At 51.1% G+C, this 20,572-nt stretch carries 18 protein-coding genes; 6 read left to right on the top strand and 12 right to left on the bottom strand.

Annotation, left to right across the window (positions count from 1 at the left end; genetic code table 11):
* Positions 1 to 59 precede the first annotated feature (59 nt).
* Both ACYU8Y_RS17635 and ACYU8Y_RS17630 read right to left on the bottom strand, forming a co-directional pair.
* Positions 60 to 245 (bottom strand): CsbD family protein, encoded by a 186-nt coding sequence (locus ACYU8Y_RS17635; RefSeq protein ID WP_460939369.1) that lies wholly within the window; start codon positions 243 to 245, stop codon positions 60 to 62.
* Between the two features lie 176 nt (positions 246 to 421).
* Positions 422 to 871, bottom strand: coding sequence for a DUF2147 domain-containing protein (locus ACYU8Y_RS17630; protein ID WP_460939368.1), 450 nt, complete (start codon positions 869 to 871; stop codon positions 422 to 424).
* Positions 872 to 1,121: 250 nt separating this feature from the next.
* Here ACYU8Y_RS17630 and ACYU8Y_RS17625 point away from each other — a divergent pair, with 250 nt between their 5' ends.
* On the top strand, positions 1,122 to 1,649 hold the full coding sequence (locus ACYU8Y_RS17625) for an acyl-CoA thioesterase (protein WP_460939367.1): 528 nt from the start codon (positions 1,122 to 1,124) through the stop codon (positions 1,647 to 1,649).
* A gap of 78 nt (positions 1,650 to 1,727) precedes the next feature.
* The gene (locus ACYU8Y_RS17620; RefSeq protein WP_460939366.1) at positions 1,728 to 2,999 is read left to right on the top strand and encodes a dicarboxylate/amino acid:cation symporter; all 1,272 of its coding nucleotides are present in this window, start codon (positions 1,728 to 1,730) and stop codon (positions 2,997 to 2,999) included.
* 1 nt (position 3,000) lies between these two features.
* Here ACYU8Y_RS17620 and ACYU8Y_RS17615 read toward each other — a convergent pair whose 3' ends face one another.
* Positions 3,001 to 3,921 (bottom strand): bestrophin family protein, encoded by a 921-nt coding sequence (locus ACYU8Y_RS17615; RefSeq protein WP_460939365.1) that lies wholly within the window; start codon positions 3,919 to 3,921, stop codon positions 3,001 to 3,003.
* Positions 3,922 to 4,114: 193 nt separating this feature from the next.
* On the opposite strand from ACYU8Y_RS17615, the gene ACYU8Y_RS17610 reads away from it, so the two are divergent.
* Both ACYU8Y_RS17610 and ACYU8Y_RS17605 read left to right on the top strand, forming a co-directional pair.
* A complete protein-coding gene (locus ACYU8Y_RS17610) occupies positions 4,115 to 4,612 on the top strand; it encodes a hypothetical protein (RefSeq protein WP_460939364.1) in 498 nt (165 codons plus the stop codon).
* A 259-nt stretch (positions 4,613 to 4,871) separates the two neighbouring features.
* Entirely contained in the window at positions 4,872 to 6,923 is a 2,052-nt protein-coding gene (locus ACYU8Y_RS17605) for a M3 family metallopeptidase (protein WP_460940317.1), read from the top strand.
* A gap of 90 nt (positions 6,924 to 7,013) precedes the next feature.
* Here the strand turns inward: ACYU8Y_RS17605 and ACYU8Y_RS17600 are convergent, their stop codons facing one another.
* From ACYU8Y_RS17600 to ACYU8Y_RS17590, 3 genes are all read right to left on the bottom strand, one after another.
* Entirely contained in the window at positions 7,014 to 7,934 is a 921-nt protein-coding gene (locus tag ACYU8Y_RS17600) for a helix-turn-helix domain-containing protein (RefSeq protein ID WP_460939363.1), read from the bottom strand.
* A gap of 50 nt (positions 7,935 to 7,984) precedes the next feature.
* Positions 7,985 to 9,001, bottom strand: a complete 1,017-nt coding sequence (locus ACYU8Y_RS17595; protein WP_460939362.1) for an aldo/keto reductase — start codon at positions 8,999 to 9,001, stop codon at positions 7,985 to 7,987.
* 185 nt (positions 9,002 to 9,186) lie between these two features.
* On the bottom strand, positions 9,187 to 11,865 hold the full coding sequence (locus ACYU8Y_RS17590; protein ID WP_460939361.1) for an MGH1-like glycoside hydrolase domain-containing protein: 2,679 nt from the start codon (positions 11,863 to 11,865) through the stop codon (positions 9,187 to 9,189).
* A 284-nt stretch (positions 11,866 to 12,149) separates the two neighbouring features.
* Here ACYU8Y_RS17590 and ACYU8Y_RS17585 point away from each other — a divergent pair, with 284 nt between their 5' ends.
* On the top strand, positions 12,150 to 12,365 hold the full coding sequence (locus ACYU8Y_RS17585) for a VF530 family protein (protein ID WP_460939360.1): 216 nt from the start codon (positions 12,150 to 12,152) through the stop codon (positions 12,363 to 12,365).
* Between the two features lie 111 nt (positions 12,366 to 12,476).
* On the opposite strand, the gene ACYU8Y_RS17580 is transcribed toward ACYU8Y_RS17585, so the two are convergent.
* From ACYU8Y_RS17580 to ACYU8Y_RS17560, 5 genes are all read right to left on the bottom strand, one after another.
* Positions 12,477 to 13,709: a TlpA family protein disulfide reductase gene (locus ACYU8Y_RS17580; protein ID WP_460939359.1), complete on the bottom strand. Its 1,233-nt coding sequence runs from the start codon at positions 13,707 to 13,709 to the stop codon at positions 12,477 to 12,479.
* Between the two features lie 72 nt (positions 13,710 to 13,781).
* Entirely contained in the window at positions 13,782 to 15,137 is a 1,356-nt protein-coding gene (locus ACYU8Y_RS17575) for a serine hydrolase domain-containing protein (RefSeq protein WP_460939358.1), read from the bottom strand.
* 22 nt (positions 15,138 to 15,159) lie between these two features.
* Positions 15,160 to 15,966 carry a helix-turn-helix domain-containing protein gene (locus tag ACYU8Y_RS17570; RefSeq protein WP_460939357.1) on the bottom strand — a complete coding sequence of 269 codons (807 nt, stop codon included), beginning with the start codon at positions 15,964 to 15,966 and terminating at the stop codon, positions 15,160 to 15,162.
* A gap of 102 nt (positions 15,967 to 16,068) precedes the next feature.
* Positions 16,069 to 16,947, bottom strand: a complete 879-nt coding sequence (locus tag ACYU8Y_RS17565; RefSeq protein ID WP_460939356.1) for an oxidoreductase — start codon at positions 16,945 to 16,947, stop codon at positions 16,069 to 16,071.
* 126 nt (positions 16,948 to 17,073) lie between these two features.
* Positions 17,074 to 18,603, bottom strand: coding sequence for a hypothetical protein (locus ACYU8Y_RS17560; protein ID WP_460939355.1), 1,530 nt, complete (start codon positions 18,601 to 18,603; stop codon positions 17,074 to 17,076).
* Between the two features lie 92 nt (positions 18,604 to 18,695).
* Between ACYU8Y_RS17560 and ACYU8Y_RS17555 the strand changes: the two genes are divergently transcribed.
* A complete protein-coding gene (locus tag ACYU8Y_RS17555) occupies positions 18,696 to 20,084 on the top strand; it encodes a glycoside hydrolase family 140 protein (protein ID WP_460939354.1) in 1,389 nt (462 codons plus the stop codon).
* A gap of 1 nt (position 20,085) precedes the next feature.
* On the opposite strand, the gene ACYU8Y_RS17550 is transcribed toward ACYU8Y_RS17555, so the two are convergent.
* The gene (locus ACYU8Y_RS17550; protein WP_460939353.1) at positions 20,086 to 20,562 is read right to left on the bottom strand and encodes a response regulator; all 477 of its coding nucleotides are present in this window, start codon (positions 20,560 to 20,562) and stop codon (positions 20,086 to 20,088) included.
* Positions 20,563 to 20,572 lie beyond the last annotated feature (10 nt).

Raw genomic sequence — 20,572 nt, 5'->3', positions numbered from 1 at the left:
TCAACAACAGAAAAGCCGAAACGCTAACGTTTCGGCTTTTCTGTTGTTGACGGAACCGTCTATAAATCAGCAATTGACTTGTTGATTTCGTCTTTCGTTTTTCCTGTTTTTTGCTGGATCTTGCCCCACATTTCGTCTTCTTTGCCTTCGGTGTAGGTTAGGTCGTCGTCGGTCAAATCGCCATAGGCTTGTTTGATTTTACCTTTTAATTCGTTCCAGCCGCCTTTGATGGTTGTCTCGTTCATGATCGTAGTCTTTTATAGCGTTGAATGATACATAATCACCTTGATTACATAAATAGAACTATGACGAGACGAAATTGTTTTGACGAATGGGGGTGAGTCGTGTGTTTGGCTGGCACGCGCGTGTTAGCGTTGCCCATGTAGGCGTCAGTCAACCAAAAACTGCAAACGAAACCAGTCTACTTAATCCGCGTCCAGGTCTGGGTTTTGCCAAACAGGGAAATGCCCACATACCCCCGAACTTCCAGAGTATTCGGGTCTTTCAGCGTCATTTTGCAATTGTATTCTTTACCGTCTTCAGGATTGTAAATTTTGCCATCACTCCATAAATTGCCTCCGTCGTACTTAAAGTTATACATTAAGAGCATGTTCATTAAAGGACGTGACCGCTTGGATACGTCAGCGTTTTTCTCGTCGGTTCGGGGCTTTCCGGTAGCCGGGTCGGTTGGCTGACCCAGCCAGACGAGTTTGCCGAAATAGGTACCTCCCTGTTTATAAATTTGTACATGCCCTTTCTTGGTGCCATTCAACCACGTGCCAACAACGGCTTCAGAGTCATCGGCGGGCGCAAAAGCCGTCAGCGTAATAAATAGCGAGAGTAAAGGCAGCAGAAAACGCGTATGTTTCATAAGGCAGTGATTGTAAGTAAATAGTGATTTTTTTGTACTAACGTAAATATGGCTGAAAATTGTCTGAACCGCCCGGGAGACCGACAGGATTTATGGGATTGACATGTTTTCTATGATTTTTGGTTAACATTGGTTCCGAATCGTCTCTTGCATCCGTTCAGGGGAATTTACGTCAGGGTAAGGGTTCACCTACGGACGAGTGTTTAAAAGCAGATACATTAGTAAAGTCAGATTAATCCCGGTTTAGAAAATGTTTAAACGTGACCCCAATCGTAGTTACCCGACCGAAACCGAATCGCGGGTAATTATTCGCTTTCAGGACTGCGATCCGTTGCAGCACCTCAATAATGCAAAGTATTTCGACTACTACTTCAATGCCCGTGAAGACCAGGTCGCTAAGCTGTATGACTTCAACCCCGGCCAGTTATTTCAGGAACTGAAAACGAGCTGGGTCGTGTACCAGCATCAAATTGCCTACGTTCGGCCAGCGCGGGTGAGCGAATGGGTACGGATTCTGTCGAGGCTGATTTACGTAAGTGAAGATACGACCGTGACGGAATACATCATGACCGACGATGGCAAGACTCACCTCAAAAATGTCTTGTGGATGACGTCGAAATACATTAGCGTCGCTACGGGTAAACGCATTCCACATGACGAACCGGTGAAGCAATTACTCGACGCCATTCTGGTTCCTAACATCGATTTTCTGAGCATGAACTTCAACGACCGCATTCATGAAGTGAAACAGCAGGTGTTGAAATTGCATACGGTTTGAGCACCAGGAATCGTGTATACCGGGAAATGACGGCCCCAACCCGTATACATTCTCCATTTTCAGCGTATCTTTCACCCAATGAAACTCCTCAATAACCTCACCGTACGCGTTCTGATCGCCATAACGCTGGGCATTCTGACGGGCTATTTTTTCCCTGAAACGGCCGCGAAACTAAAACCTCTTGGCGACATCTTCATCAATTTGATCAAGATGGTCATTGCCCCCATTATTTTTCTGACCATTGTGCTGGGGATCAGTAATATGGGCGATCTTAAGAAGGTTGGCCGGGTAGGGGGAAAGGCACTACTTTATTTCGAGATTGTCACAACGGGTGCGCTGGGTATCGGCTTGGTATTGGCGAACCTGATTCGTCCCGGCGACGGTGTGGAAACGGCAGCCGTGAAAGGGGGAGACGTTAGCAAATACACTGAACAGGGAGCAGGAATGGACTGGACGGAGTTCTTTATTCATATTGTGCCGAGTAACGCCGTCAAGGCCTTTGCCGAAGGAGAAATACTGCAGGTGCTCGTCTTCTCTGTTCTCTTTGGCGTTGGACTCACCCGAATGGGCGAAACGGGCAAACCGCTTATTCTCACCTTCGAACGCTTATCGAAGGTGTTTTTTAATATCCTGAGTGTGGTGATGGTGCTGGCTCCCATTGGGGCTTTCGGCGGGATGGCCTTCACCATCGGCAAGTACGGCTTGAGTACCTTACTGCCGCTGGCTAAACTCATGGGAACGGTGTATGCCTCCATGTTCCTCTTTGTGTTCGTTGTCCTGAACCTGATTCTTCGGTATTACAAAATCAGTCTGTGGACCGTACTGAAGTTTATCAAAGAAGAGTTGTTGATCGTGCTGGGCACGTCGTCGTCCGAGTCGGCGCTGCCGCAGATTATGGATAAGCTGGAAACGATGGGGTGTTCCCGGTCGGTAGTGGGACTGGTGGTTCCGGCTGGCTATTCGTTTAACCTCGATGGCACAACCATTTACCTGGTTATGGCGACGGTATTTCTGGCCCAGGTTTTCGGCGTTAACCTTAGTCTCGGGCAGGAGCTAACCATTATCGGCATCCTGATGGTGACGTCGAAAGGGGCCGCCGGGGTAACGGGCAGTGGTTTCATCGTTTTGGCCAGCACGTTAACGGCCATTAAGGTCATTCCGGTGGAAGGGCTGGCGTTGCTGCTGGGTGTCGATCGGTTTATGTCCGAGGCCCGTTCCATCACCAACATCATTGGCAATACGGTCGCTACTATCTTTATCGCGAACAACGAAGGCGAATTCGACCGGGCGAAGTACGAACAGATTGTCAAACGGGAAGATCAGGCTCCATTGACGGATTACAAGTACTAGCTTAATTCACTTTTTGATACTCGACCTGCGCCGGAGGCATCGCTAACACCTCTCCGGTGAGGGTCTCGTGCATGTTCCGTCGGATGGTCTGGGCAATCTGATTGAGCGGTAAATCATTGCAATCTATCCCAAACGGTTCTTCTATTTCATCACCGATCATTTCCACGCCGAGCAGCGCATAAGCCGCAAACGTAATTGCCACGATGGTGAAATACTGATAAGTTTCAACCAGCACAAGCGGCATAAGCAGCAAATAAAGGGTGATGAATAACTTAATAAAGAAGCTGTAAGAAAAAGGAATCGGGGTGCTCTTGATCCGTTCGCAGGAGCCCGTGATGTCGAGCAGCGCCTGATGATACGATCGCATCGTAATCATATCGCCTTCGCTGATTACATGTTCGCGTTTTAATGTCTGCAACCGGCGCATCAGCAGAGCAGCCGTCCGACTCGGAACATGCTTGGCCTGCAATAAGGTTTCCCGCTCACCCGTTTCCATCTCGTCCAGTTCATCGATTGGAATGCCGGTTCGCAAGTGGCCTTTCAGGACAATGGCGAAGTTGGCGAGCGTACGCGCAAAAAAGGCTCGATTTGCCCGGTCGTCGTCCGGTAAAAGCGAATCCAGCAGCACCGCCATGTTGCGGCTGTAATTGACCAGCATTCCCCATTGCCGACGCCCTTCCCAGAATCGGTCGTAAGCGGTATTCGTTCGGAAGACAAGCAGTAAACTCAACAGAATACCCAACAGCGAAAAAAAAGTCCCGTCAATGGGTACTTCGATATCAATCCAGTGCTGATCAACAAGCGTGATCAGCGCACCGTAGGCGGCAACAAAAGCTACCCGGCGTAGGAGTACCCGAATGACGTAACTGGTTTGAAAATGGCGGAGTGCACCAAACCAATCTTTGGCGTTGTAGATAACCACAGAAGAAAAAACGAAAGGATGACTAGTTGGGTAAAAGATTGTAACCAAGGTACAAATCACCCCTTTAAGTTTTTTAAGAAAGTCGAAAATTTCCTTTTTCAGGCAGCATTCTAGATTTATTTGAAGAATAAATTAAACCATTTGGTGGTGTATTGTTCAAACCGACAAATACAACCTGAAACGGAACACGACCATGAAAAAAGTATTGCTGACTGCCGCAACCCTCATTGCCCTGCTCTCGACCGGCGCCATGGCGCAACGATACGGGTATCCTTCGCCCAACAACAATTACCCCACCCAACAAGGCTACGGCCAGCCGAATTACAACTACGATTATGATGATTACCAATTCGACCGGCACCTCGATTGGTGGGATCGCGAACTGAATCTGAGCCGTCGGCAGGAGCGTGAAATTCGCCGGATTCGGGAGCGCTTCAATCAGCAGACCCAACATGTCAACGTCCGGGATCCCCGTCAGCGTGATTTCTTCCGGCAGGCACGGCAACGGCAGTTTATCGATATGATGGCCGTTCTCAATTCGCAACAGCGCGACCGGGTTATCGAGCACATGCGGCCCTACGAACGAATGGCCGGTCGGGGGCGGGGTAATGGCGGTTATGGAAATGGCGGCTACGGAAACAGCCGCTATGGAGATAGCCGCGGATCAGATAATAGACCCTATGGCTATTGATTGAAGAAGGGAGAGTTGGAAACGGCCGGCCAGATTGGGCGGCTGTTTTTTGTTTTCCACTCACCCGTTGATACAACCGCTGGAGCAACATAGCGTTGCGTATTCTGGCATTGTTTTGTAAGTTGGTCGGAAACTCATTTTGCAATCCAGTATGTTAAGCCATCAACGAATCAAGCAAACCGGCGTCTTGCTGGCTGTAGCCGCTACATCGGCTCTAGCACAGCCGTTCGAGACCCCGGCCTCGCTTCAACAACCTAAAATGACCCAGAATCCATTCCTGACGTCGTACACGACACCGCACCAAACGGCGCCGTTCGACAAAATTAAAAATGCGGATTACCTGCCTGCCCTGAAAGATGGACTGGCGCAGGGCCGCAAAGATGTTAATGCCATCGTTACCAATACCGCTGCCCCAACCTTCGAAAACACCATCGTTGCGCTCGAACGCTCAGGTGATTTGCTGGGGAAAGTAACCTCCGTGCTCTTCAATCTGAACGGTGCCGAAACGACGCCCGATCTTCAGAAAATAGTGAAAGAAGCGTCGCCGTTACTGAGTGAATACGGGAACGATATTACGCTGAACGAGAAGCTGTTTGCGCGGGTGAAAGCCGTGTACGACCAACGTGTCAGCCTGAAACTGGATCCCGAAAGTGCGATGCTGCTCGAAAAATCGTACAAACGGTTTGCCCGGAATGGCGCTAACCTGGACGCAAAAGGGAAAGAAACGTTACGGGCTATCGATAAAGAACTGTCGCAGCTATCGCTTCAGTTTGGCGAGAATGTCCTGAACGAAACCAACGAATACACAATGGTCGTGACGGATGAAAAAGACCTTGCTGGCTTACCCGATTTTGCCCGTGATGCCGCCAAAGCAACGGCCAAACAAAAGGGGAAAGAAGGCTGGGTATTCACCCTACAGGCACCAAGTTACGGTCCGTTCATGCAGTATGCCGATAACCGCGAACTGCGCAAAAAACTGTTCATGGCTTATAATGGTCGCGGTTTTCACGGCGACAAAAACGATAACTCGGCCATTATTAACAAGATCGTTGCGCTGCGTTATGAACGGGCTAATTTGCTGGGTTACCAGACCCACGCCGATTTTGTACTGGAAGAAAGCATGGCTGGTTCCAGAAACAAGGTACAAAGTTTCCTGGACGAACTGGTGACATATGCCCGTCCTGCTGCCGAACGGCAACTAGCCGAGCTAACGACCTATGCGAAAGCCCACGGCTTTGCGGAGGATAAACTTCAGTCCTGGGATAACAGCTATTACGCCGAGAAACTAAAAAAGGAAAAGTACGATCTTGACGACGAGACCCTGAAGCCGTATTTCAAACTTGAAAACGTGCTGAACGGTGCCTTTACCGTTGCTAACAAACTGTATGGAGTTACCTTCAAGGAACGCACCGATATTCCGGTCTATAACCCAGAGGTGAAAACTTTCGATGTGTTCGACAGGGATGGCAAGTTTCTGGCTGTTTTTTATGGCGATTATTTTCCGCGGGCCGGTAAGCGCGGTGGTGCCTGGATGAATGATATTCAGGGGCAGAAAATTGAGAACGGCGAGAACATCCGGCCGCATATCATCAACGTCTGCAACTTCACCCGCCCCGTGGTATCGGCCACCGACACCAAGCCTTCATTACTGACGTTCTATGAAGTTACGACGCTTTTCCATGAGTTCGGACACGGTCTGCATGGCATGCTGGCCAACGGAAAATACGAAAGTCTGAGCGGCACGAGCGTTCCCCGCGATTTCGTTGAGCTGCCTTCGCAGGTGATGGAAAACTGGTGTTACGATCCGGAAGCGCTGAAACTCTTCGCTAGGCATTACCAAACGGGAGAAGTGATTCCGAATGAACTGATCGAGAAAATTCGCGCCAGTCAAAATTTCATGGCGGGCATGGCCAATCTGCGTCAGTTGCGTCTGGGTTTGGTCGATATGTATTATCACGGCCAGAAACCCACCGGCGAGACCATTTCTCAAGTTGAGAGCCGGGTCGATTCCGTCGCCAATTTGTTCCCGCATGTTGACGGAATCGCCGTGAGTCCAGCCTTCTCGCATATTTTCGCGGGTGGTTATTCCGCAGGCTACTACAGCTACAAATGGAGCGAAGTGCTTGACGCCGACGCTTTTGAGTTCTTCAAAGAAAAAGGCGGTCTGGACAATAAAGCGGCTGCCGACAGCTTCCGGAAAAACGTACTGGAAAAAGGAGGCAGCGAAAAGCCCATGGAACTCTACAAGAAATTCCGGGGCCGCGAGCCGTCGCCCAAAGCAATGCTGCGTCGGAGCGGATTACTTTTGTAATTTGTATGCACCAATTAAAAACGGGAAGGCCAATACGTGGCCTTCCCGTTTTTCGTATCAGTAGGGTGTCCGTTCGATCCGCGTTACGGTTTAGTTAAACGATTGCCGGAATTCAAGTGGCGACACGTTCGTTTTGCTCTTGAATAATTTATTGAAGGATTGGGGATATTCGAAACCGAGTTGATAGGCAATTTCACTGACCGACAGTGACGTTGTTGTTAAAATCTCTTTTGCTTTGTCAATCAGTTTGTTATGGATATGTTGCTGCGCGCTTTGGCCCGTCAGCTTCCTTAAAAGATCACTCAGGTAAGTGGGGGACACATTCAGTTTCTCCGCCAGATAGTGAACCGTTGGGAGACCCTTTTCCTGTACCTGCTCGTGGTCAAAGTAATCGGACAAGATACCTTCCAGCTTAGTCAGCAAATCATGGCTGGCGTTTTTTCTGGTAATGAACTGCCGGTTATAAAAGCGATTCGCATAGTTGAGTAATAGCTCAATCTGCGATACAATTACATCCTGACTGTAGTGATCGATTGTCGATCGGTATTCTTGCTCGATCTGTTCAATGAGCATCGTCATCATGGCCTCTTCCTTATCCGAAAGATGCAAGGCTTCATTGACGGCGTAGCTGAAATAGCCGTACTCTTTGATGTTTTTGGCTAACGCATACGATTGAATAAAATCGGGATGGACAACCAGCCACCATCCGTTCATGGCCATATCCTCGGGCGTAACCGTGGAGATGACTTGGCCGGGTGAAAAGAAAGTCATTACGCCTTCATCAAAATCATAATAGTTCTGCCCGTATTTTAACTTACCGGTGAAGTTTTTCTTGATGCAGACCGAATAGAAGTTGTAGACAATGCTCTTGATGTGTTCATCAAAATGGCATTTTATATCACTCATGTCGATGACGCTCACCAGCGGGTGCTCCGGTTTAGGTAAGGCCAGCAGACGATGCAGGTCAGAAATTGAAGTGATAACGTAGGGCTGAGTCGGTTCTTTTCTCATCGAATGAACGTAACGTGGACCGTTCGTGCAGTCCACGTTACATAACCAGTTTATTGATCTATTGATTGCATACCTGATTCATCGTATCGATCGCCGGTCGATGTCCCTAACGGAACGATGGCTTCCAGTTGATCGAGTTCTTCGGGTGTTAAGCGGATGCTGGCTGCTGCGATATTCTGTTCGACGTAGTTGACCCGTTTCGTGCCGGGAATCGGCAGTAAGCCCTTAGCGATGACCCAGGCAATGGCTAGCTGGGATGTTGTCACGTCTTTTTCGTTGGCCAAACGGGTCAATTCGTTGACCAGCTCGATGTTCTTGTAAAAGAAGTCACCCTGAAAGCGGGGGATACCCCGTCTGAAATCATTTGCCGGGAAGTCGTCCGGGCTTTTAATGCGATTGTCGCCCGAAATAAATCCTCTGCCCAGGGGCGAGTACGCTACAAAGCCGATACCCAGTTCCTGAAGCGTATCCAGAATGCCAGCCTCTTCAACGCTGCGTTCAAACAGAGAGTACTCGGTTTGAACCGCCGACAATGGATGAATCTGGTGCGCTTTCCGGATGGTGGCCGAAGAAACTTCGGAAAGTCCTATGTATCCCACTTTGCCTTCACTAACCAGGTCTGCCATTGCCCCAACGGTATCTTCGATGGGCGTATTCGGATCCAGGCGATGCAGGTAATACAGGTCGATGTAATCGGTGCCCAGGTTTTTTAGCGAGCGTTCGACGGCTTTCTTTACGTAGTCGGGTTTGCCGTTAAACTGCCAGGTGAGCTGTTCGTTATCATCTATCTCGAAGCCGAACTTGGTGGCAATAAGGTATTTGTCCCGGCTTCCCTTAATGGCTTTCGCAATTAACCGTTCGTTGGCCAGTGGACCATACAAATCGGCGGTATCCAGGAAATTGCCGCCTAATTCCAGAGATCGGTGAATGGTAGCGATGGATTCTGTTTCATCGGCTTTCCCGTAAATATCACTACCGGCAATCTGTGTCATACCCATGCACCCTAAGCCAACGGCGGGCACTACAAGACCCTGTGTTCCTAAATTCGTTTTTAGAAGCGTGTTCATCACTTGTCTTTCCGTTTTTGTTTTGTGGAACAAAGGTCAGGGAGTCCAGATGTGAAACAGTAGCCAAATTACGTATTGTTGTATCCAGATTTGGGGCGCTTGCGCTATGAGCTGCATCGTATGGCCATACTCAGTCAGATGACTCCGTAACGCAAGAAGCCGGACTCATCGTCCGGCTTCTTGCGTTATTTCTCGGCCACTACGGCCAGTTCGTGCGGCTGGGTCTGGTATTTGTAGAGGTATTCGATCAGGTCCGCCACCAAACCTGTCCAGCCGGTTTGGTGGCTGGCCCCCAGCCCCATGCCATTGTCGCCGTTGAAATATTCGTAGAAGAGATACAAGCCCTGGAAGTTGGGGTCATCCTGCATTTTCTTGTCGGCGCCGTAGGCCGCTACCCGCCCCGATTCGTCGCGCCGGAAGATGTTCAGGAGCCGTTCGATAACGAGTAAGGTCGCTTGCTTGACACTCATTACGTGGCCGGAGTTCGTGGGGTACTCAATCTCGAAGTCGTCGCCGTAGTACTGGTAGAACTTCAGAAGGGAGTCGATGAGCAGAAAATTGACCGGAAACCAGATCGGTCCGCGCCAGTTCGAATTTCCACCGAACATGCTCATCTCCGACTCGGCCGCTACATAACGAACCTGGAAGATTTCGCTGTTCAGCTCAAACTGATACGGCATTTTTTCGTGGTATTTCGACAACGCACGAATGCCATAGTCAGACAGGAATTCCGTTTCGTCGAACATCCGTTTCAGGATCATTTTCATTCGGTGCCCGCGCAGCAGGCTCAGCAGGTGGGTTTCGCCCTTGCCCGGCTCATGCCAGCGCGACACCAGCGAGGCCAGATCGGGGCGGTTTGTGAGCACCCATTCTACCCGGCGTTTGAAATCCGGCAACTGCGACAGCAGCGATTCATCCAGAATTTCGACCGCGAACAGGGGAATCAGCCCAACCATCGAGCGAATTTTCAGCAACCGCGCATTGTGGTCGGGCATGTGCAGCACATCATAATAGAACTGATCAACTTCGTCCCACAGACTGATGTTCTGCTTCCCGAGGTTGTTCATGGCCGAGGCAATGTGCAGGAAGTGCTCGAAAAACTTACTGGCCATATCCTGGTAGGAAGGACGGGTCAACGAAATTTCGCACGCAATCCGCAGCATGTTCAGGGTGTACATGGCCATCCAGCCGGTGCCATCGGCCTGTTCGATACGCCCGCCCATGGGCAGAGGCTGGCTCCGGTCGAATACCCCAATATTATCCAGGCCCAGGAAGCCACCGCCAAAGATGTTGTTGCCCGATACGTCTTTCCGGTTGACCCACCACGTAAAGTTCAGCAGCAGCTTGTGAAAAACCCGTTCCAGAAAGTTTACGTCGCCGACGCCGTTCTGCTCCTTGTCGATTTCATACACTTTCCAGGTTGCCCAGGCATGAACGGGTGGGTTTACATCGCTGAAGTTCCACTCATAAGCCGGAATCTGGCCATTCGGGTGCATGTAATATTCGCGCAGGATAACCGCCAGCTGCCGCTTGGCAAAGTGGGGGTCGAGCCGGGCAAGTGTCAGGGTATGGAAGGCCAGATCCCAGGCCGCAAACCAGGGGTATTCCCACTTGTCGGGCATGGACAGGATGTTGGCCGTGTACATATGCCGCCAGTTTTCATTCCGCGCATAAACGCGTCCCTGAAACGGAACGGGCATTTTCGGGTCTCCCTTCAGCCATTCGTTGACATTATAATAGTAGAACTGCTTGCTCCAAAGCATGCCGGCGTAGGCCTGCCGCTGAATGGCCAGCAATTCGGGATCGGTAACGTTTTTTTGTAAATCGGCATAAAACGCATCCGCTTCATCGATTCGTTTGGTCCAGATGTCATTGAAGTCCGTGAAGGGCTGGGCCAGGGTCGTCTGATCGCTGAACCGCAACCGGATACTGACACTTTTGCCAGCGGGTACGTTGCGGGTATATTGTGCCGAGGCTTTGGTGCCGATCTGGTTTGGATTGATAAATGACTTTTTGCCACCCGACACAATATAGTTATTGATGCCGTCTTTGGTGTACTTCGACCCGTTCGGCCGACCATACAAGCGCTCGGAATTGGTGTCGTTGTCGCAGAAAAGTAAGGCGTCGGCCTCTTCGCAGTAGAGCTTATATTTTCCTAACTGCTTGTGATTTACCTCGATCTGGTTGTTGGCAATGCCATGCAGCATAGGCCGCGCATTGTACTGCTCGTAGCCCCACGACCAGGTATTGCGAAACCAGATGGTGGGCAGTAAGGTGAGGGGGGCATCAACGGCTGAGCGATTATGCGCTGTAATTTTTACCAGCCAGTCGTTCTGGGTGTCTTTCGCGTATTCGATGAATATGTCGAAATATTCATCCTTTTCAAAAATGCCGGTGTCCGTCAGTTCAAATTCCGGTTCCTGCCGCCCTCTTCGTGTCGATTCGATGACCAGGCGATTGTAAGGGAACTCCTGCTGCGGATACTTGTACAGCATTTTCATGTACGAGTGCGTAGGGGTGCTATCCAGATAATAGTACAGTTCCTTGACATCTTCGCCATGATTCCCTTCGGGGCCGTTCAGGCCGAAGAGCCGCTCTTTGAGAATGTTGTCCTTGTGGTTCCAGAAAGCCAGCGCAAAGCAAATGTGCCCTTTGTTGTCCGAAATACCGCCAATGCCTTCTTCGCCCCAGCGGTAGGCGCGGGAGCGGGCCATGTCATGGCTGACGAAATTCCAGGCATCCCCATAAGGGCTATAATCTTCCCGGACGGTGCCCCAGGCACGATCGGACAGATAAGGCCCCCATTTTTTCCAGCCTTTATTGTCGGCTCGTTCGTAGATACGTTCGCGTTCAGCAGTAGGCATATAAGTCAGTAAATATCAACTCGCGCGGTGAGTGTAGTGATGAATGGAATGGTCAACGCAATCAAAGATAGTAGGCCCGCTGCGTATACCGGAAAAAATCTTTTGTATTTGGTCTTTTTCGTAGGCTAATTCTTTTGCTGAATTATACCTGAACAACTAAAAACTTCGGCCAATGTTGTGACGATCTCAAAGAAGGTTAACGGTTGCGAAACCGGGTAGGGTATTTCCGGGAGCCGAGGCAATTTAACCGTACAGGTAATCCGTATAATGCCGTTTTTTGTATCATGAATGCACAGCCTAATAATCCGCTGCACGGAAAAACGCTTGAAATGATCCTAACCGAATTGGTGGCCCACTATGGTTGGGCAACGTTGGGTCAGAAGATCAGGATCAATTGTTTTACGAGTAACCCCAGCATCAAGTCGAGCCTGACGTTCCTGCGTAAAACAGACTGGGCACGCAAACAGGTGGAAGAACTCTATTTGCAGTTGAAATCGTAAATAAGTAACCCCAAAAATTTTAACCACGGAGGCACAGAGAACACAGAGATTAGGCAACCAAAAACCTCTGTGTTCTCTGTGCCTCCGTGGTTAAAATCTAGTTCTGTTCCATTAGTCGGCGATCAATTTAAGAATGTCGGCCAGAACGGCATCGGTCTGGCTGGGTCGTTTGGCATTGGCGTCGATGACCTGGCCATTTTTATTGATCAGGATGTAGCGCGGTATACTCTGAATGCCGAAGTACTGCACCGTACGCGACTTCCAGCCGCCCTTCGACAAACCCTGCTCGCCTGCCAGCTGCAGGCTGGCCAGAGCCTTTTTCCACGCATCTTCTGTATCGTCGATAGACAGGTAAAGAAATACGGTTTGTTCTTTCTGCTTTTTGGTCAGGCGTTCCTGAAGTTGCTTCGAGAACGGAAATTCGGCCCGACAGGGACCGCACCAACTGGCCCACACGTCGAGGTAAACGACTTTTCCTTTAAACTCATCGAGAGTCACCAATTCTCCTTTTTCATTTGTAAAGGAAAATGCGTTGGGGTCTATCGCTTTCTTTTTGGCTGCCACTACGACAGGCTCGTCTTTTCGGGCCATCACGTCACCGCAACGGGCTTTCGCAACGGCAACATAACCCGTAGCGTTTGGCGTTTTACTAAGCCAATCGAACACGGTACGGGCGGACGAAGGAGTTACCCGTTCACAGTTTTCGACCAACAGCCGCGCCAGTGCATATTGATAAACGTTGCCCGTCAGGTGCTGGCGCGCAACGGTGGCTTTGTTGATCAGGCTGTTTTGAATGTCAGTCGGGCCGTATTTTGCGAAATTCCGGGCTTTAGAATTAATATACGTGACGTAGAAAAATAGGAAATTCTGGTAGGGCTCGGCGGGAAGGGCCGTTTCGTCGTTCACGGGTAGGTTGGCTAACTCCTCGACCATGACCGAGGGAAGCGACATCACGTTGGGCTGAGCCGCCTGGCTGTCTCCCCGAAGGATCGGATAAGCCAGTAATAGATGCCAGTAGTTCCAGCGGATACAGGCGTCGACGTATTGGCGAAAAGGTTTCGAAAACTGATCGGCCTGGGGATAGCTTTTATAAAAAGTAGACTGGGCTTTGCGCGCGTCGAAAAGGCTCATTTCCCACGCATCCAAACCGGTGGTCTTGAGCTTGGCGTACTGACTGGCCGCGTCAAAATCAGGTTTAAATTTCGTGGTGAAGTCCGCCAGAAAGGCTTTCTCGGATGCTGCCGTAGCTAAAACCTCGGGTTTAGGTCCTTGATAAATGGTTTGGGCAAACCCCTTTCCAAAGCCTAACAACCATAGAATGAGGGCAACGCGACACAGATGCATAAGCATATAGCTAAAGAAAGTGGTAAAGTACTGTTTGCCCGGTAGTAGGGCAAACATCATTCCAATTCTGCATCACTTTTTCACGGCCGCCAGTACCCGCTTGATCAGTTCGTTGGGGCTGCCGTTATGCCAGCGCCAGACAATCACGATGTCGTGTTCCGGGTCGATCCAAATCGTGTTCGAGCCTGCGCCGATAGCTGCGTAACTGCTTGTGGGCGCATCGGGCCAGGCTTTCTTTCCGGTAGAGCTGGTGCCGGTATTCAGCCACCACAGGTAACCATAGTCGGGGCCAACCGGGCTGGGTGTGGTGGCCTGCTTCACCCAGTCGGCAGAAACAATCTGGCGGTTTTCCCAGCGACCCTGGCGCAGAAAAAGATACCCGAAACGGGCTTCGTCACGGGCGTTGATGCGCAGGCCACCACCCCAGCGCGTACCCCCACTCACCGATGGCATCGACTTACCGTCAATATCGGCCACTGCGTTGGGGTACGGAATATACTGCCAGCTATCCGACGCACCGATTGGGTTCATGATCTCGTCGCGGACAACCTCGGGCAGTGGCTTTTTCCATAGCCGCAGCAGCGATAGGGCCATTCGGTTGATACGGACGTCATTGTATTCGTAATACGTGCCGGGCTTCTGAAGCGTACGCGGTTTACGTTCGCCTTTCCCAAACGCTTCTTTACCAATGAAATCACTGTTTTTACCCCAAAGCGATCCTTCCCACTCGCTGGTTTGCTGAAGATGATTTTCCCAGGTAATGCCTTTATTTTGCGCCGATTCATAGCCGCCATCGTGAATCAGGTTGGCTACCGGATCGTGCACATTAGGAATCATGCCCCGCTCGATGGTGATGCCTGCAACCGTCGACAAAACACTTTTGGCGACGCTGTAGGTAGGGTCCGGGCGTTGGGTGTCGCCCCACTCGGCCACGATGTACCCATGCCGCAAGACAATGCCGTTGGTAGCCGCCCGGCTGGTTGGCATGGGGCCAAGGAGTTTACCGAATATCGCTTCCTGGGTCGAGAAGTCGGGGGCCATCTGGGTTGTTTCCTGCGTTTTGGCGAAGGCGACAGCCTCACCGAGTAAGGCTTTGTCCATGCCTGCTTTTTCGGGAGCAAGGTGAGCCCAGTTATCGCCTTTCGGCGGATAATAGGTGCTTGAGGTAGCTAGTTGCCGGTGGCAGGCTGTCAGCGTAACTAGCGTAAACAGCGTTAATCGAATCCAGATTGGTAATGCGCTTCGTTTCATTGTTACAGAGGTAGTCAGGTTGTCATGCATCGCTGATTCTCCATACCCATAGAAACGAACCAGCAATCGACCGACGAAGGTAATTCGCCGATTTTGGTTTCGCTCGATTCGGACGGCTTTTATTCCTGTCAATACGGCCAGATAAGAAACGGCCTTATGCGTACGTAGTGAACTCACAAACGGTTACTCCATGCCCAGCCTAAATCTTTGACGGGGCCAGTCCGTACGTTTTTTTGAAAGCAAACGAAAAGTGGGAGAGGTCTTCGAAGCCAAGCTCCAGATACACATCGGAGGGGGCCTTGCCTTTTTCTTTAATAAGGTAATGTGCTTCCTGAAGTCGGCGCTGCTGGAGCCATCGGCTGGGCGTCATGTGAAAAATCTTTTCAAAATCCCGTTTGAATGTGGCCAGGCTTCGACCGGTCAAATAAGCGAATCGCTTCAGTTCCACGTTGAAATGGAAGTTTTTATTCATGAAGCTTTCCAGATCCAGCTTACCCGGTTCCGAAAAGTCGAACAGACTATTTTTTAAATCCGGATTTGCCTGGAGCAGAATCAGAATCGCTTCGTTCAGTTTCAGGGTCTGGATATTTTCATTAATGGACTGGCCGGCCTGTAAATAAGGCAACAGGGAGTCCATGTAGCTCTTGTAGAGCGCATGCGGTGTCAGCCTCAGGATTGAATTCCCGACCTGATGCGGCTCTGCTGTATAACCGTATTCCAGACTGAATTTACGCAACGTTTCCTGATCCAGGTAGATGGATAGCGTCTTGTACTCTCCGTTCGCGGGGGGCTGCTTGACGAATTTAATCAGATGGTTGCGTCGGCTGAATAGAAAATCGCCTTCGTTGAACGTATACGCCTGCTGGCCATCGTTTACGACAAGCGTACCGGAAATCTGGTAACTAAAGACGTGTTCAGACACGAATTGTTCGCCCTCGCGGGTTCGGGTGTAATAGCAGGAATAAACTATTTTGGGTAACCGGTTGATTTCCTTCAGCTCAGGCATGGTCAGTGAGTTAAGTTAATGGGTAAACAGCAGGGTTGCCCGAATTCGTTACAACCCTGCTGATTGAGCGTCAATCGCCTGCTTTGTTTGTGCGCAGGCAGCTTACCGTTTGAACATCGACTGGCCTTGTTCCGTATCCAGAAAGTTAACGGCATCCTGATGGTCGGTCGAGAGGCTTACCGACTCCCATGTCTCCAGCTCCGCTTTTCTGGCGGCATCGGCCTGTTTCAGGATGGCTACCGCTTCACTGCCCAGGATCAGATGCACGGGTGGTTCAGGATGCTCAACCAGGTTGATCATGGCAATGGCAGCCTTGGCGGGGTCGCCCATGGGAACAAACATACCCCCTTTAAAGTAATTAACCCGTTGATCCACGGTGCTTTCGTAACCTTCAACGGGCTCTGCATACGTCATGGAGTCTCCAGCCCAGTCGGTTCGAAAGCCGCCCGGCTCTACACTGGTTACGTGGATGCCAAGGGGGGCCACTTCGCTGGCAAGGGCTTCCGTAAAACCACCCAGCCCAAATTTGGCGGCCTGATACATGGTCAGGCCTGCGTTGCCAACCCGACCGCCCACGGAACTGATTTGCAGAATATGCCCGGAGCGTTGTCGGCGCATGATCGGCAGAACAGCGCGGGTTATGTCAATGGGCGCGTAGAGATTCGTTTCCAACTGACTGCGAACCTGTTCGTCGGTGAAGGCTTCGGCAGCTCCGATGATGCCAAAACCGGCATTGTTGACCAAGACATCAATTCGCCCGAAACGCGCTATGGTCTGCTCAACGGCCGCGCGGATTTGTGCTTTGTCGGTCACATTCAGTTGGATGGGTAAAATCTGATTCGGGTACTTTTCAGCGAGAGCCGCCAGTTGATTCGGGTTGCGGGCCGTTGCGGCTACGTTGTCGCCTTTTGCCAGTACCGCTTCGGTTAAACTGCGGCCTAGGCCGCGCGAGCTTCCGGTAATAAACCAAACATTTGTCATTTTACTGTGCTTTTTGTTTTGACAAAGGTCGGCTCAGGTTATCCCGCCAACTTTGTTGAAACGCTCAAAGTTGGTTTGTTGAAACGTTCATGCCGTAGGTCAAAATCGTACCTTTCAGGGATGGGGTCAGGACGGGTAGTCGTCGAAAGCCGAGAAAAGCGGATAAATCGTGTCGCCATTAACCAAGCCACCCGGACCGTGGGTCTGGTAATAAGTAACAGATGAAACCCCGGCTTTTGCCAGGGCTATAAGGCTCTGACGCGTCCATTCGGCCCCAAACTGAGTGGTTTGGCGAGGGTCGGCGGGGGCATCCAGACGTTCTGTGGCGGCTCCGGCCAGGGTTGTGTAGCGGGGACGTAAGGTGACGGGTGAAACATGAATCGGCTTGTTTCCGCTGAACAACCGGGTCGAAAACACCGTTTCGGACTGTCCGGCGATGTTTTCGGTCATCGTCAGATCGTCGTATGCATGAACCTGCGGATTGATCGAATAAGATACAAAATCGACCAGGCTGAAATCAAACCGATGCCGGTTCAGTTCGGCGAAATTGTCGTCGGTACCGCCACCAATCAAGACGCCGGGCCAATCCGTCCGTACCGTCCGTACGACCCGTTGTAAAAGTTGATCGGAAGTTGTCAAGGTCGCTGCGTCGAAGAGGAGCATGGCGCGGACGGGTACGGTCTGTCTTGGCAGAAAAGCGCGTAATTGTGCAAGCTCAGCCGATGGGTCGTTGCCAAAAAACACGGCCAGTTCAAGCGGAATCGTAAGCTGCCGGGCATCCGCTACGGCGTTTGTCAGGCGTTCCTGCCAGTCGGGAAGGCTAAAGAACACATCGGTGCGCAGATGCGCCAGGTGTAAACGCCGAAGTAAAGCCGCTTCGGTAGGGGTCAGGGGTGGACCACCCGCCCATTGGCCCACGCCAATACGCAACTGATCCGGTTGCGGTGCCGCGATGGACGGATCTGGTTTCGTCGTGGGTGAAGCGGTTAGCTGGTTCGATAACGCCTGTGTCGATGGCCTGAATACCACGCGCTGACGAACCTCGTCTTCAGCCTGAACCGTGACCGGAAACGGCTGGGTAAGCGGAGTCGAATACGTTTTAAACGAAGCGTCGGTCCAGTTGCGCTGATCCTCCGTTTCAAACACATCGCCCGAGAAATCCAACTGCCAGACACTGCCGGAAGCGGGTTGCCAGCGCATCGTCTTGAGGTTCAGGAACGGCTGATGGGGGCTGATCGTCGTGGGGAAATGCCCGCTGGTTATCGCTCCGTCGGGGGCGGTCAGTTCCGCCGGTTGCCCTAAGACACCCTCGATCGGGTGCAGCACGCAGAGGCCAATCCGGTTTCGCTGAAACGTAGTAAGAGCTTTCCCGTAAAAATCGACCGATATAACGCCCTGTCTGTTGCCCTGGATGTCGACACGCCCCGCCATCTGGATGGTCGGGTCGTTCGTCTGCCAGTTATACTGGATGTGGAAGAAATCGGCCTGCTGATCAATCACTTCATCTGTAATGGTTAGCGCGGCTGTGAGCCAGTTATGATCCCGAATGGCAAAATAGATCATCCGAATAATTTCGCTATCGCCCTGCGTTAAGTAGCGTAGAAAACCGTTTTCGTAGCGGACGCGGATGGGGCCGGATTGCAGAAAGAGGGGCATGGGTAATTAAGGCGGGTTTTTTGGTTTATAGGGTACAACGGGCAGAAAAGTATACCGACGGCCCGTTGTACCCGCAACTAAAACAATTTCCCATGAAAAAACTCATGATGCTGACCGGATTGCTGTTTGTGCAGAGCTTCGTTATGGCACAGCAACCGTTTACCAATGGACGACTGAAGGTGTCAGCCAATAAGCGTTATCTGGTTCATCAGAATGGGACTCCCTTTTTCTGGCTGGGCGATACAGCCTGGGAACTGTTTCACCGGCTCAACCGCGAAGAGGCCGACCAATACCTTAAACGCCGGGCAGAACAGGGTTTTACAGTGGTGCAGGCAGTAGCACTGGCCGAGTTCGATGGCCTTAAAGAACCCAATCCTTACGGCGATACGCCCTTGCTCAACAACGACCCGACCACTCCCAATGAAGCCTATTTTAAGCACGTCGATTTCATTATCGATAAAGCGGCCCAGTACGGCATCGTAATTGGTTTTCTGCCGACCTGGGGGGATAAAATTTTTAAAAGTACCTGGGGCCAGGGTCCCGAAATCTTTACCGTCGCCAATGCCAACGCCTATGGTCGGTACGTCGGTAACCGGTATAAAAACCGCGAGAATATTGTCTGGATTCTGGGTGGTGACCGTAACCCGCGCGAAGGATCACAGGATCTGGCCATTTGGCGGGCTATGGCTGCCGGTATCGAGGAGGGCGTTGGGGGAGCCGATAAGGCACTGATGACGTACCATCCGCAGCCTAACGGACAGGAGGGCGGGGCGTCGAAATGGTTTCAGGCCGACGACTGGTTCGACTTCAACATGCACCAGAATGGGCATTGTCGCTTTACACCCATATACGACAACATCAGCGTGTCCTACAATCGCCAACCCACCCGACCAACGATAGATGCCGAGCCGATTTACGAGGACCATCCCGTCTGTTTCAACGCCAACGATTTGGGTACGTCCAACGCCTACGATGTACGGCTATACGCTTATCTGGACCTGTTTGCGGGGGCGCACGGACATACCTACGGTTGCCATGACATCTGGCAGATGTATAGTGCCAAACGCCCATCCGTCAACGGGCCCCATTTCTTTTGGCAGGAAGCGATGGAGCTTCCGGGGGCCGCTCAGATGGCGCATGTGCGCCATCTGATGACGGCCCGCCCGCTACTCGACCGGGTTCCTGATCAGTCGCTCATTGTTGAAAATAACCTGAGTTCTGCCGAACGCATTCAGGCTACCCGCGGAACCGATTACGCCTTTGTGTATGCCGCAACGGGCAAACCATTCACCGTAAATGCGGGTAAGATTGCCGGAAAACGTTTAACCGCCACCTGGTTCGACCCGCGAACGGGTAAAACCCAGTCCGCGGGTCATTTTGAGAACCTGAAACCACAACAGTTTAAGCCCCCCACGCAAGGGTATGGGCAGGACTGGGTGCTGGTGCTCGATGATGATGCGAAGAATTACCCTCGTTTATGAGTTAATCCTCGTTCGTGAAGCGGTTGGGGTGCAGGCATTTTGACCAATAGTCGATGATGGCCTGTAGTTGCATGCGTATCTCGCTGATGCTATCCATTTTTTCGAAAAAACCCTGGATAGTCAGATCGTACGCTTCCTCAACCATATGCTTGTAAACGGGATGGGTAAAGAATATGAAGGGAATGGCTCGCTTTTTTAGCTGCGTGTCGGTTTCGATCTGTCGGCGTAATTCCAGTCCACCCATTCCCGCTAAATTAACTTCGGAAATAATCAGAAAGGGCCGTTGGTCGGTCGTTTTGAGGTAATCAATCGCCTGCTGTCCATTATTGAAAAATAAAATGGGGCTCAACGGGGCAATTTCTTCTAAAATAGGCTTGAGGATAAGCTGGTCATCTTCATCGTCATCAATAAAGACGATCGGGCCATTTACTTCCATTGTGTTTATTTTGGTGGTAGCCTGAATGTTGTGTACGTACACAACCAGAATT

Source organism: Spirosoma humi (genome assembly GCF_054776575.1).
The sequence above is the reverse complement of the archived record's forward strand: the minus strand, read 5'-3'. Positions and strand labels throughout refer to the sequence as shown.